The 13,738-nt window shown below is 44.3% G+C and carries 15 protein-coding genes; 7 read left to right on the top strand and 8 right to left on the bottom strand.

The window, feature by feature from the left end; genetic code table 11:
- Positions 1–172 precede the first annotated feature (172 nt).
- The 5 genes from WBL83_RS07695 to WBL83_RS07675 all read right to left on the bottom strand — a co-directional run bounded on the left by WBL83_RS07695 (position 173) and on the right by WBL83_RS07675 (position 3,240).
- Complete coding sequence (locus WBL83_RS07695; RefSeq protein ID WP_424588582.1) at positions 173–1,009, bottom strand: DUF4942 domain-containing protein; 837 nt, start codon at positions 1,007–1,009, stop codon at positions 173–175.
- 113 nt (positions 1,010–1,122) lie between these two features.
- A complete protein-coding gene (locus WBL83_RS07690; RefSeq protein WP_424588581.1) occupies positions 1,123–1,443 on the bottom strand; it encodes a TA system toxin CbtA family protein in 321 nt (106 codons plus the stop codon).
- Between the two features lie 68 nt (positions 1,444–1,511).
- Entirely contained in the window at positions 1,512–1,847 is a 336-nt protein-coding gene (locus WBL83_RS07685) for a type IV toxin-antitoxin system YeeU family antitoxin (RefSeq protein WP_424588580.1), read from the bottom strand.
- 14 nt (positions 1,848–1,861) lie between these two features.
- The gene (gene radC / locus WBL83_RS07680) at positions 1,862–2,341 is read right to left on the bottom strand and encodes a RadC family protein (protein WP_424588579.1); all 480 of its coding nucleotides are present in this window, start codon (positions 2,339–2,341) and stop codon (positions 1,862–1,864) included.
- A gap of 398 nt (positions 2,342–2,739) precedes the next feature.
- A complete protein-coding gene (locus WBL83_RS07675) occupies positions 2,740–3,240 on the bottom strand; it encodes an AAA family ATPase (protein WP_424588578.1) in 501 nt (166 codons plus the stop codon).
- 174 nt (positions 3,241–3,414) lie between these two features.
- On the opposite strand from WBL83_RS07675, the gene WBL83_RS07670 reads away from it, so the two are divergent.
- The 7 genes from WBL83_RS07670 (at position 3,415) to WBL83_RS07640 (ending at position 10,643) form a co-directional block, all read left to right on the top strand.
- On the top strand, positions 3,415–4,023 hold the full coding sequence (locus WBL83_RS07670; RefSeq protein ID WP_424588577.1) for a tyrosine-type recombinase/integrase: 609 nt from the start codon (positions 3,415–3,417) through the stop codon (positions 4,021–4,023).
- A 151-nt stretch (positions 4,024–4,174) separates the two neighbouring features.
- A complete protein-coding gene (locus WBL83_RS07665; RefSeq protein WP_424588758.1) occupies positions 4,175–5,002 on the top strand; it encodes an aminoglycoside phosphotransferase family protein in 828 nt (275 codons plus the stop codon).
- Positions 5,003–5,177: 175 nt separating this feature from the next.
- On the top strand, positions 5,178–5,768 hold the full coding sequence (locus WBL83_RS07660) for a GrpB family protein (RefSeq protein ID WP_424588576.1): 591 nt from the start codon (positions 5,178–5,180) through the stop codon (positions 5,766–5,768).
- A 93-nt stretch (positions 5,769–5,861) separates the two neighbouring features.
- Positions 5,862–6,314: a GNAT family N-acetyltransferase gene (locus WBL83_RS07655; RefSeq protein ID WP_200930321.1), complete on the top strand. Its 453-nt coding sequence runs from the start codon at positions 5,862–5,864 to the stop codon at positions 6,312–6,314.
- Between the two features lie 174 nt (positions 6,315–6,488).
- Positions 6,489–6,959 carry a GNAT family N-acetyltransferase gene (locus WBL83_RS07650; RefSeq protein ID WP_424588575.1) on the top strand — a complete coding sequence of 157 codons (471 nt, stop codon included), beginning with the start codon at positions 6,489–6,491 and terminating at the stop codon, positions 6,957–6,959.
- A 121-nt stretch (positions 6,960–7,080) separates the two neighbouring features.
- Positions 7,081–7,713: a Vat family streptogramin A O-acetyltransferase gene (locus tag WBL83_RS07645; protein WP_424588574.1), complete on the top strand. Its 633-nt coding sequence runs from the start codon at positions 7,081–7,083 to the stop codon at positions 7,711–7,713.
- Positions 7,714–8,654: 941 nt separating this feature from the next.
- Positions 8,655–10,643, top strand: coding sequence for a BglG family transcription antiterminator (locus WBL83_RS07640; RefSeq protein WP_424588573.1), 1,989 nt, complete (start codon positions 8,655–8,657; stop codon positions 10,641–10,643).
- 133 nt (positions 10,644–10,776) lie between these two features.
- On the opposite strand, the gene citG is transcribed toward WBL83_RS07640, so the two are convergent.
- From citG to citF, 3 genes are read right to left on the bottom strand one after another with little or no spacing between them, the layout of a single operon-like run.
- Entirely contained in the window at positions 10,777–11,670 is an 894-nt protein-coding gene (citG, locus tag WBL83_RS07635; RefSeq protein ID WP_424588572.1) for a triphosphoribosyl-dephospho-CoA synthase CitG, read from the bottom strand.
- Positions 11,642–12,196, bottom strand: coding sequence for a citrate lyase holo-[acyl-carrier protein] synthase (citX, locus tag WBL83_RS07630; RefSeq protein WP_424588571.1), 555 nt, complete (start codon positions 12,194–12,196; stop codon positions 11,642–11,644). Before citX ends, citG begins: the two co-directional genes overlap by 29 nt.
- A gap of 3 nt (positions 12,197–12,199) precedes the next feature.
- Complete coding sequence (gene citF, locus WBL83_RS07625) at positions 12,200–13,732, bottom strand: citrate lyase subunit alpha (RefSeq protein WP_424588570.1); 1,533 nt, start codon at positions 13,730–13,732, stop codon at positions 12,200–12,202.
- Positions 13,733–13,738 lie beyond the last annotated feature (6 nt).

Raw genomic sequence — 13,738 nt, 5'->3', positions numbered from 1 at the left:
TGCTATGGGATATTATTTCCGTGGACTTCTAAGCCGTAGGTCACAGGTTCGAGCCCTGTAGGGCGTACCATTTAAAATCAATGAGTTATGCAAAACCCCTCACCAAAAACCACGTATTCAAATAGTTTATGTAACGGCTGGTGTAAGTAAATTTTCTCAACGCCCATCAACGTTAACGCGGATTAGCCAGCATCCCCGGATAGTGCTTCGCCACAATATCATTCATCTTTTCTGTCAGATCGTACCGCTTAAAAGTGATGTGCGCTGTTCCTTTCTGAAAGTAACGGATACTGAAGAAATCATCTTCGTAAACATCCTTCGAAGGGTTGTCCCGAATATGCTCCATCAATCGAGTAGTAACATCGCCACGATTGTCGGGTATCGGTTTACCATCCAGCAGAAATAGCATTCGCTCCAGATCCGCCAGTTGATCCCTACGCCAACCCCAGTTCAGACTAAATCCCCAGCGGTTATGCGTCACCAGATTGGTGACGATGATCTTTTTACCAAAGTTGCAGGGACTATTGGTTTTGTAATCCCACGACAACCCTTTGAAGACATTGATAATGCCACGTTCAAATACATCCATTTTGTTCAGATGTAGCTGCTCAAAAGTACTGAGGATATTCGCCTCGCTGATGGCAGGCAGCTCCCCCTCCTCCAGGTTCTTATGCCACTGGTCACGGGCCTGAGCATCCATCAAGGCCATCATGCCAGACTTCAACATCAAGTCTCGCCAGATACTACGGTCAATATTGCGGGTGACGGCAGGCAGCGCTTTATCTACCTTTTCGGTCATCCAGCTATCGTAACGGTGCCCTGCTTTCATCGCCCAGTCTTGCGCTGTACCACCGCCAATTTCTGAGGTTAGCCGTGAAATGGCATCAAGCTGCTGAATAAGTTGTTCAATCTGTTTCAGTGCGGAATCGCGGCCAGTGACCACACGTTCAATATTGGTCGAAAGGATAAGTTCGTTGTGATCTGTTAACACGTCGGGTTCTGTTTGCATCGTTAATCGTCCGTAAAAGCAAACACGCCTGCCGAAAGTGGCAGGCGCATTATGCGATGAATAAAAAGGGTGGAAAGCGCAGAGGTAAAAATCAGGAATGAAGCTCGAAGAATTTATGTATTCATTAATCCGGTAGCTTGCCTGGCTCTGATAATATCGGTAGCGGTCAGGAATGGCGTCTGCTCCTGCCAGGTGAATCCCTTGCGGTCGGTGCGTACCAGTTCATAGCGTTCCACCAGGAAATTCACCGCATCAGCAAGCGTGATACCCGCCTCGATATGTTCCTCGATAGCCGCATCATCATGGAATGGTGTGTCGTTGAGTGTGAGGCCGTAATGGTGTTCCAGTAGATACGTTAATAGTTGCTGCCAGACCTGCACAGGTGACAGTCGTGACGAAACCGGCAACGTGGCCGGTACAGTTGAGATTTGCATGTGTTGAGTCTCTTAAAATAAAGGAAAGGAAGATTTGAAGGCTTACAACGCTGAGATGATGCTGAGGATTAGTCTTTAACCTGATTTGAGGGATAAATTGCGATATACACATATCCATGACTGCCCAACGTATCGGCTTCACAGGTCAGTCCGTTACGGTAAAGCATGACCCGGTGCGCGCACCGGGGATTCAGCTCACCGGAGAGCAGCATCAGTTCCATATGCGAGACAAAATGCGGGAAGGCTTCATCCAGATCTCGGGCCTGCATCTCGCTGAACGAACCGTTAAATCCTGCCCGGTCTGCCAGAAAATGCAGATGACGACCTTCCTGCACCAGCCGTGCTCCAAAACACGGTGTTATATCTCGTTTAAGACCCCAGATTTGTATAACGTCTTTATTCATAATTTTATACCTGTTTAAAGAAGACCATGCTCGGCGAATGAGAATATCTGCCTGCCGCCGACAATCAGATGGTCTGGCACCCGGATTTCCACCAGCATCAGCGCCTGTACCAGTCGCTGGGTAATGGCCTTGTCTGCCTGGCTCGGGGCAACCTCCCCGGAAGGGTGGTTATGGGCAAAAATCACTGCCGCCGCGTTAAAGTACAGGGCGCGTTTCACTACTTCGCGGGGATGGACTTCAGTGTGACTGATGGTGCCGCTGAACAGCGCTTCGTGGGCAAGCAGCTGGTTCTGGTTATTGAGATACAGCACGACAAACTCTTCCCGCTCAAGGGTTCCCATCTTCAGCCTGAGCCAGTCGCGGGCCACCTGCGTGGAGGTAAATGCCACACCCGGTTCACGCAGGTGCTGGTCAAGCAGACTCAGGGCTCGTTTAATGGTGCGCTGTGAGGTCAACGGTAGTTCTGGCGTAAACAAGGTCAGTTGTTTCTCCATGGCAAAACTCCTTAATCAATGGTAGTAAGGATGGCACTGGATTCGGTACGGCAGACGTAATGGCTGTATTCGAGCTGGCAAATGGCAATACGAGTGCGAAATACATGGAAACGAAGCCAATAATGACCCAGTGGTTCATACCCAATCACAGTTTTAAAAATAAAAAATCCCGCAATCCAGTGAGGATGCGGGAGGATGCGGGAGGATGCGGGAGGATGCGGGAGGATGCATGGAAATAATATCTATCTAAAATAATTTAGAAAAATGGATTTTTTCCGAGATCTGTTATGAGATTAATTCGTTCAGACACTTCCTGGATATGATCGTCTGCTGATGCCAAAAGCGGACATTGCTAACTACCCACCATAATAATTGTTGGGGAGCCTCTCAAGACCAAGTCATCGCGAAAGAAGTTTGATGATCCTTGATACACATTCATCGCTGGATAAACTGTACGAGTCTAAAATGAGGTGTTCTCTGTTCCATGGTTCATAAGTCAAATCGGTAACATATTTCCAATCTGGCAGGGTTAACCCCTCGACTTCTGACACCCTTGTTTCCACTCGTTTACGATGCTCAATCATATCGGAACATACGATCTCAATTTCTAAAAAATCGGTTCTTGCCGATAAAGCTATTTCTCGATAGGCATCACGGGTTAACGCCAGTGGGTTCACTGAGTCAGTGATTACTGTTGCTCCTAATAGCAGATTTTCTCTGGCGAGTGAGTAAGCGACAAAATAACCAGTAGGCCCCATTTCACGGCCATCTTCTTCGGCTTTAAGTATGGCCTGCTCAATCGTGTCGATTCGCAAGTAAAGAGCATTTAACTGTATTGTCAAAGCCTGAGCGATAGTGCTTTTCCCGCTTCCAGGCAAACCACTGAAGATGATTAGCATAACTTGTCCTAGAACGATGAAATCCAACAGTATTAAAACACACTGGGCCATGAATTGTGGGAATTCATGCCGCAGCGATATGACAACAGAAGAGTATTACTGCTACTGCTAGTATTAATACTTGGCGTGTCCGCTCCTCGCTCATGAGGGACAGTCATACTTAAATCTTCTACATTGCAGGAGGTCACGTCACCGTGGAACAAAAATCGTATCATCGGACAAAAAAGACCGCTTCAGATATCTCATATCTGGGGGATTCGAATCAGACTTGAACTGGAAGGCAAAACGCGCGATCTAGCCCTGTTCAACATGGCTTTAGACAGTAAACTTCGGGGCTGTGATTTGGTAAAACTCAAAGTATCAGATGTTGCACATGGCAATTCTGTTTCAAGCAGAGCAACGGTGTTACAACAGAAAACCGGCAGCCCTGTCCAGTTTGAGATAACCAAAGGGACAAGAGAAGCAGTGGCAGCGCTTATAAAGCGGGACAATCTGCACAGCAAAGACTACTTGTTCCAATCTCGGGTCGGTTCCTGCCAACACATTTCAACCCGGCAATACAACCGTATTTTTCATGGATGGGTAGAAAAACTTGGACTCGAAGATTCGCTGTACAGCACTCATTCCATGAGAAGAACAAAACCTTTCCTGATATACAAGAAGACCAAGAATCTCCGGGTGATCCAACTTCTGTTGAGTCATAAGAAACTGGAAAGCACAGTGCGTTATCTCGGTATTGAAGTCGATGATGCGTTGGAGATCTCTGAGTCTATCGAAGTCTAGGGTTGTCAGGGCTGCAACTGCAGCCCTGTGCCAGGAGCGGAAGTTGCCTTACTAGAAAACAGCATGCAGGAAAGCGCTTCATCTATGGGTTAAAATGCCTGAATACATGCCTATTTCCCACTTTGATTGTAAGGATGTTAAAGAAGGCTTTATGGATACGTTCAAGTTAAAACCCTGGCTAAATCGCTGGAGCCTCATTCCTGATGGCACTCCATTTATAACTCATACATCCCAGTTATATCCGGTCAAAACGGCAGTACATGGTGTTAAAGCTATGTTGAAAGTTACGGATGATACTGATGAACAAGCCGGTAATGCACTAATGGCATGGTGGGAAGGGAATGGTGCGGCACAGGTGATTGCACATGAAAATGAAGCAATTCTTCTCTCAAGAGCAACTGGTTCCGCGTCTTTATCAGTAATGTCCCGTGGAGATAAGGATGATGCAGCTTGCCGTATTTTGTGTATTACTGCGAACCGACTTCATACATTCGCAAAAAGACCGTTGCCCCAGCTTACGCCATTACATGAATGGTTTAATCCTCTAAAACCAGCAGCCTTGAAGTATGGTGGTATTCTGACACGTTGCGCAGAAATTTCAGAAGAATTGCTTTCTTCTCCACGAGATGTGGTTGCATTGCATGGTGACTTACATCACGAGAATGTGCTTGATTTTGAAACGTCTGGCTGGCTTGCCATTGACCCTAAAGGGCTAATAGGTGAACGCGGATTCGACTTTGCTAATATTTTTACTAATCCGGATCTTGGTAATCCAGTACCTCCTGTTGCGACTATACCGGAGACATTTAAACAGCGTCTAAGTATCGTCACCAGGATGGCTGATCTGGACAGAGAACGCCTGCTCAAATGGATAATTGCATGGTGTGGCCTTTCAACCGCCTGGTCCCTATCAAGTAACGATACGGTTTCAACAACTATAAAAGTTGCCGAGTTGGCGATGACTGAATTGGAACAGTGAGTGGGATATCGACAATGGGTGTAGTGATTTCCCGTACGTCCGTTGTACGCTCACAGCGGACCTTCAGCTCAGTTAGTTAGTCCGCTCCGTGCCTGGAGCGGACGTTTGAGAGACATCCAAACCCATCTCCTGTACGCTATTGTTCATAATTTGTAAGGTCGATAGGTGTTGGTTTATGGTTAGCCCAAAAGAAATAATGCAGCATTATGTCATTGATCCTCAGGATAGTTATTTTGTTAATGGCGTACCGCCGATTGAGAATGTTGCGGTCGTTGCTTATGATCCCCTGTGGCCGGAAATATATTCATCGTTAGCATCCACTATTAAAAATAAATTAGGTTCGAATTTACTAAGAATTGATCATATAGGTTCTACGGCGGTACCTGGTCTGGCTGCCAAACCCGTTATTGATATTGATTTGACAGTTGCTGATGCTACAGATGAAAAAACTTATGTATTAGCACTTGAGAGTCTTGAGTATAAACTAATTGTGCGTGAGCCTCGCTTCCATGGACATCGTCTTTTTCATTACGATAATCCCAGAGTTAACCTTCATGTTTTCACTCAAGACACTCCTGAAACAATCAGACATGTGCTTTTTCGAGATTGGTTGCGACAGTCAAAGAAGGACTGCCAGCTATATGCTGAAGTTAAATTAGATGCAATTAAAGGTTGTAGCTTAGATATTCAACAATATCACGAAAATAAAAGCAAAGTGGTGCGTGAAATCTATCAGAAAATATTCAAACATTTAGGCTACATCTAATATGTTTCTTGACCGTTATTGTTTGATATTTACACCAAATATTATGGTTGAAAATCAAAAGCTGAAAAATACAGATAAAGAGATGTAGGGAGAATGATGCAAATTTCTTTAAGAATCGCCACCAACGCTGATCTCGCCATCGTTAACGAGCGCTATGCTGAGATTGATTTTGTTCCGTCACTTGCAGGGGAACTAATCGTATTGGCGACTGATGGCGATAATATTGTTGGTCAAGGTAGAGTTGTAACAATCGATACAGAAAGCGGCGAGCTTGGGGGAATTTATGTTTTTCCCGGCAATGAGGGTCTGGGGATCGCCCGTAAGGTGGTAGATTTCCTGATTAAGAACTCAGGTCTGTCAGTTCTTTACTGTTTACCTTTTGCTGAGCTTGAAGGTTTTTACGGGTCAATGGGATTTGGTACCGTCAAAGATATAGAGAAAATCCCACCGGCGGTTATCAAAAAGCATGAGTGGTGCCTGAGTAACTACGATAAAACCGTACTCCTTCTGAGTAAGGAGATGAACGTATGCAGATACTCAGACTAAAAACAGATCGCTTGCTGTTAAAACCATTAGGCACCAGAAAGTGCTGTACTACCGACAGGTTAAAAAACTGAATATCCGGGAAACAGCAGATGCCACAGGCTATAGTTGCTCTCAAGTATGTAGCATCCAGATCCTTTACCGGCAGGCAGAACGCGTTACGACTAACGAGGTTTTATGAAAATCAGAAGGTTCACTAATGGGGATGAAATTGCGTTATTCAGGGTCTTTTTATCTTCTGTACATACCATCGCATCACACTACTACACACATGAACAAATAGAGGCCTGGGCTCCACCAGATATCGACCCGGAACAATGGGCCAATTACATGAAGGAGCTGCGCCCCTTTGTTGTTGAAGTGGATGGGGAAATAGTTGGATATGCAGATGTTCAGCCGAATGGGTACATTGACCATTTCTTTGTCTCAGGAACCTACCCGAGACAGGGAGTAGGGACGCTACTGATGAATTACATTCATGAAGAAGCTAGACAACTTGGAATTGCTGAACTTACTTCAAATGTGAGTAAGGCTGCGGAAGAGTTCTTTCTACGGCACGGCTTTCATGTAGTGGAACGGGGTTTTCCTGTCCGTCGTGGCGTGACACTACAAAATGCATTGATGCGGAAATATTTGGAGAAACAATAGAAAGCTGGTTGAAGGAAAGTATTGACCTTTTCGCCTGATTGAAATCAGTCAGTACAGAAAACCATCATAACGTACAATATTTTCCGTTTCCCAAACGGAGCCCAATTACGTCGGAGGGGGTATGCAAGGTCCAGATCCACTGAATAAGCATCCATTGGAGGGCTTTCCTCAGGTTTGTTTCATTAAAAATACTGTGACGAACCCAAACATTATCATTGGCGATTTCACATATTACGATGATCCAGAAGACTCTGAGGATTTTGAAAGGAATGTTCTCTATCACTTCCCTTTCATAGGTGACAAGCTGGTTATCGGTAAATTTTGCGCTATCGCAAAAGGTGTCCAGTTCATAATGAATGGTGCAAACCATAAATTATCTGGCTTCTCTACGTTTCCATTTTATATTTTCGGTAATGGATGGGAAAAGGCGATGCCAAAGCCTGGAGACTTGCCATACAAAGGCGATACGATAATCGGGAATGATGTCTGGATCGGGTATAAAGCGCTTATCATGCCTGGTGTGAAGATCGGCAACGGTGCGATTATCTCCTCCCAGACTGTTGTCACAACGGATGTGCCCGCTTATACGATTGTCGGTGGAAACCCTGCAAAAGTCATTAAATCACGATTTTCAGATGAAATAGTATTCGAACTGGAAAGATTAGCGTGGTGGGATTGGTCTGTAGAAAAGATCACTAAACACCTCGCTGCAATAATGTCTAATGACATTAATACGCTTCGTACAATCGAGTAATCTGGTTTGTAAAGTCAGAGCCGCAAACACCTGCACAGGCACGGCTTCTCGTTCATAGCTTACAGAGATCAACCCCCACTGTAATAATCGTAGGAGAGCGGCGCATAGTGACCCAAACAGCTGCACCGTTTTTCAATGGACTATCGGTTTTGTGATTGAGAAAGAGATTCTATAATCCGGGAGACACATGTTACCATAAGCAATGAATCCAATTATTTAATTTATTAAAAATAATTTTTTGAGGTGTGCATATAGATTGTATTGAGGAGGAGTACTGACCTATACCTTCATTTTGGGTACTAATAAAAGCGGCCTCCCATTGCTGAGAGGGAGGAGTATCTTACCGGTAAAACATTCTCAAATCATTGAACATAACAACCTCACATCATTAGCTACTATACCCAAGCTACTTCAAGATGCGGGTAGGCGGCAATCGAATGAGTCCCGCTGAGCTTACTCAAGTAAGTGATGCGGGTGAGTGAACGCAGCCAACAAAGATGCAACTTGAAGTATGACGGGTATAAATCCCATAAAGCGCCCGACCCGTAACACAATCTACTTTTCACAATCAATTGAGTTACTTTAAAGAGTTACAGGAGGCGTCATTGAAAGTACATGTTTTATTAATTAGCATCATTTCTAATTAGCTATTATCCTTATAGACCTCTATAAAGAGTTTCCGCCAAAAGGTGATTCACTGCGGCCCATTTGAGTGTTGTCATAACGATAATATCTGCCTGAATTTTTTCATTTACACGAATGTATAGCAACCTTATTCATTTAGCTAGTAACAAGCAATATTTTTATATAATTAAAAATAACTTTTTATATATGACATATAAACTCATCGATTCAATACACAGATCACAGTATTCATTTACACAATATGATATCATATTATAATAAATGCAGAATCATAAATATATTGCAGGGAGGATATATTGAAAATACATAGTGAGAGATTAAAAAAAATAATATATACATTAACGCTCACAAATAATGTTTTGACCTCAACTGAATTAGCGAAGAGTATAGGGTGTAGTGAAAGAACAATAAAAAATGAGTTAAAAGAACTCAAATTAGTTGGCCCCCTCCTTGGCCTTGAGTTACATTCAACTAAAGGAATTGGATTTTGGGTCGAAATAAAGGATGATAAATTATTTTCAACAATAAATAAAGAATTAAACCATCACTTCTCTAACATGACATATACGATGGAACATGAGGACCATGCAAACAATATTGTTCAGTATCTTTTGCTTCAAAATGATTATATTACGCTAGATGATATTGGGCATGCTTTGTTTTTATCGGCAAGTAGCATTAATAAAGAAATGCAACGAGTAAGAGATATTTTTTCATCTTTCAACATAACAATTCTCAGCCAAAATAAAAAAGGGTTAAAGATTTGTGGACTAGAGATAAACCGCAGATTGTGTATGACTGAAATGATTTTAAGTCATGATGTCAGATGCTTACCAGAAACAAAAGTCGATGGCTATAAAAATATTTTTCAAGTAGAAGATATCAATAAACTTGAGATAAGAAAAATCCTTCTTAGTGAACTTAGGCTTAATAATATCAGAATTATTGACAGTAACACACACAAAATAACATGTTATATCCTCTTGAGCATAAATAGAATAAAACAGAAAAAAGACATTGAATTATTTCACAATAGAGCTATTTTGTTGAACTATCACAACGAATATAAATGCGCAGAACAGATCCTTCAAAAAATAAAAGAGTTATATCCTTATATTACATTTGGCCTCGAAGAGGTACTCAGTTTAGAATTATTAATCCTATTCTTTATTGATCATAACCAGCATGCGCAATATGATGCCAACTGGAGCTCAATAGTATCTCAATCAGAATCTATTTCAGATGAAATATTTCACCACCTAGATTTAACATGGGGGATACACATCCCCTCCATATATGGTTTCAGAAATATCATTAACGCAAGTATCATTCCAATAGTATTAAGGAATAGTTTCAATGGGATTGGATACAATCTAATCCTTGGAAAGAAAATTGAAAACAATATGTTTAGCGGTTGTGGCTTTTGCATGGCTTTGGCAATTGACATTTCCAGATTTCTAACTAATACAAAAGATATATGTGTTAATCCTGCTGAGCTTATAAAGCTAGCCATTTGCCTCTACTCATGCTTAGATGGAATTAATTATAACTACACTCCGAGAAAAATAATTATTACTGCTCAGAATGGCTTGGAAAGTAGCGAGATAATAAAAAATAGAATAATAAAAAAATACGGCTCAGTATGGTTCTCAAAAATATCCTGCTTAAACTCTTATGAAGTAAGAAGCATTAAGCAAGATGACTATGATTATCTAATATCAAACTTTGAGTCTTACTACTATAATTTCGAACTTCCATTCGTATATGTTGACTCAATTCCAAGTAGTTCACAACTCAATATGATATATGAAAAAATCATTCTTGATGGATACCCCATACTAGAATCATTAACAAAACTAAAACTAACTTCATATATACTACATGAGAATTACAAATATAATAACCGAAATGATTTTTTAAATTTTTGCGCATTTAAATACTGGACTGACAATGCTTCTAGAGAAAGTTTCTATAATTATATTAATGATTTTGATGACTTATGCATTTGGAGTGAAATGTTGATAATCACATTACCAACTAGCTTAGTCACAAGTAGCATATTCGATATTTACGAGTTAAATAAAATCAGTAAATGGAATAAGAAAAACATAAAAATAATAGTTATTATCACAATGAACTTCAAGGGGGATAATACATTGGCAAAACTTTATTCGCAATTCACCTGTGCTTTAACAAATGACAGAAATAAAACTGAAAAAATAATCCGACAGAAAACAGTAAACCAATTTAAAGAATTAATTAAAATTGAACTCGCAAAGTGTTAGCGCATAAAAAAATGATTACTCTACAACCAACTTCTGGATTAAAAAAGTTAGTGTTATATACAATGATCAGCAGATATATTTATATATCAAGAAAATAATATTCGGCTCTATCTAGAATGGATATGTAATTATATTAATAATGAACTTGTGAAATCTGAGCTAAGAACCAAGTAACTATCAGCAGGTCGGCGCAACCTCCGGGACTGAGGTTACGTTCAATGCACTGTTTGTCGAACTGACGCAGGTATTCTAGATCGGCGGGGGTACGAATTCCTCCCTGCTGCAATAGTTTGGTGGCTTGCTTCTGTAACCAGCGCAAACCTTCTGCGCCGCCGCGGGAGGCCACATTGGTATCGCCATTTACAGACATCAGCAGCAGTAAAGTGTCCAGTAAGGCCAGTTCAGGATCGAGATCCTTTGCCAATAGGCTCCGATAGTGTGGCAGAGCATGCTGGATTACTAATGAGTATCCCGATTCGGCTTCACCCCGTGCGCCGGTTAAACCCATTTGTTGATAAAGACGTTGACCAGACGTTAGTTGTTGATTGTTCTGGCGCAGTTCGCGCTCGGTCAAGCCACGGCAAAATGTTGCTACCGTAGAGCAAATAGTTTCCGCAGTGACTGCGAGGCGGAGCTGAAGCAAGCGGCCAATAGCGGCACACAGCAGTCCCAGTGAAAAGATGCTGCCTTTGTGGGTGTTTACCCCAGCAGTGGCGCGGAACATCTCGGCTTCGCAGGCCATACCCAGTGGACGCAGTCCCTGCAATACATCTTCAGGCGAAAGCTGCGTGCTGAATCCGCCGTATTCGATAAATCTTGGCAACCAAGTTTGGATAGCCTCCGCACTGCGGTGAAAATCATCCAGCGCCATATCTTTATGTGCGCCGCTGTTAATACGATCCACCAGACCCGGTTTGGGCGACAAGTTGACTTCAGTCAACATGGCCCGCCACGCAAGCGTTGCGTAAGCATCAGGCAGAACCAGAGGAAGGGCTGCGTTATTGGTTGATGTAGCGAGAATCGGCATCTTGCAGCAGTGCCTCCATCTGAGAGAGTAAGTCGGAAAGCGCGTGGGTTTTACCTCGCGCACATTCGGCAGCGCTTTGCTCGCACAGCAGACAGCGGCGGGCAGGGAGCGCGAAATGACTCCGGGACAGAATTCCCTCCTCAAGAGTAAGGACATCGATGTCCCATAACCGTCCCAGCGGATGTGAATTCTCAAGCCCGATTGTGGCAAACTTGAGGTCGTAGGCTGGGGCTTCAATGGACAACAGGCCTTCCGGCCCGCTGGCAGAAACCAGCGTAGTTTGCGCCCTCACAATCCAGGATGATTTTTCAGCCAGTTCGAGCAAGGCTGTCATGCCATGATTAAAAATGCGACGTGTTAACTCGCTGTCTTTAATCGAACCTGGCGCTACTACTGTATAAGAGATCAGTGGCGAAGAATGACTCGCGAGGCAAGTAAGTTGCCTTGCTTGTCTCTCATCACGGCTGGTTAGCAACTCGGGAATTGAAACCGCGTGTTGAGTGGCGTGTTCAGGGAGCAGGTGCATGGCTTATTCCTTCACCTGATGCACAACGTCAATCACTGAACCATCGCGGTAACGTACAACGGCAATCACGTGGTCAGTGAATTCGATAGCGCGTGGCTGACCGGTGAGTTGCTGTGCACGTTCGCGCAACCATTCAATGGACACCACTTTCATACCGGTTTCTTTCAGACGTTCTGCCAGTTCAGGACGTGCAGGGTTGACGGCGATACCGTGGTCAGTGACCAGAATGTCAATGCTGGAGCCAGGGGTTACGCAAGTCAGCACGTTGTCAACCAGCGTCGGGATGCGTCCGCGAACCAGCGGCGCGACGATGATAGACAGCGCAGCGGCAACCGCGGTATCGCAGTGACCGCCGGATGCGCCGCGCAGTACGCCGTCAGAACCGGCCAGTACGTTCACGTTGAAGCTGGTATCAACCTCCAGCGCGCTCAGTACTACGACGTCCAGGCGATCGACGGATGCGCCTTTTGAGCCCCAGTTGGCATACTGGTTTGCACTGATTTCGATATGGTTCGGATTGCGGGCCAGCGATTCCGCGGCGTTACGGTCAAAGCTCTGAACGTCCAGCAGTTTGCGAATCAGGCCTTTTTCGTGCAGGTCAACGATGGTAGAGGTAATGCCGCCCAGCGCGAAGTCGGCACGGATATCACGGCTGCGCATTTTGTCTTCCAGGAAACGCGTAACGGCCAGAGAAGCACCGCCGGTTCCTGTCTGCAGTGAGAAGCCTTCGTTGAAGTAACCGGAGTTAGCAATGACCTCTGCCGCGCTACGGGCGATTAACAATTCACGCGGGTTAGTGGTCATGCGGGTCGTATCGGCACCGATTTTGTCCGCATCGCCGACCTGATCGATCTGTACGATCAGATCCACCTGATCCTGTGTAATGCTGGCCGGGTTATGCGGATATGTCAGCAGCTGTTCAGTCAGCAGGACAACCTGTTTCGCGTTTTCGGCGTCTACGCGGGCATAGCCCAGTGAGCCGCAGCACGCTTTACCGGTATAACCGTTGGCGTTGCCAAACTGGTCGCAGGACGGTACACCGAGGAACGCCACATCAATGCTGAGCTCGCCACTTTGCACCAGGTGTACACGACCACCGTGGGAATGAATCTGTACCGGTTCGGCCAACAGGCCACGTGAGATTTCTTCCGCCAGCGGGCCACGCAGACCGGAGGTATAAATGCGGCTAACCACGCCCTGACGGATGTGCTCAACCAGCGGAGCATGGCAGTCGCTCAGGGAGCTGGAGGCCAGCGTCAGATTTTTAAAGTCCATACTGGCGATGGCGTCCATCACCATGTTAATCGTCAGATCGCCACCGCGAAAAGCGTGGTGGAAAGAGATGGTCATACCATCCTGTAAACCTGAACGACGAATGGCGTCTTCCAGGTTAGCGCACAACTTTTTGTCGCGCGGTTTTTGCGCCTGCAATTCTACTTTTACGGTGCTCTGATAGGCGGAAAGCTCACTTTCTGCATGACGGCTCCAGGTCGCCACGCGATCCTGATGTTGAGACGGTTCGATTTTCTGCGTCATTTTTTT

The sequence above is a fragment of the Buttiauxella sp. genome (assembly GCF_049686335.1).
In the GTDB taxonomy this organism is placed as follows: domain Bacteria; phylum Pseudomonadota; class Gammaproteobacteria; order Enterobacterales; family Enterobacteriaceae; genus Buttiauxella.
Note: the sequence above shows the minus strand (reverse complement) of the source record. Positions and strands in the feature narration are given on the sequence as shown.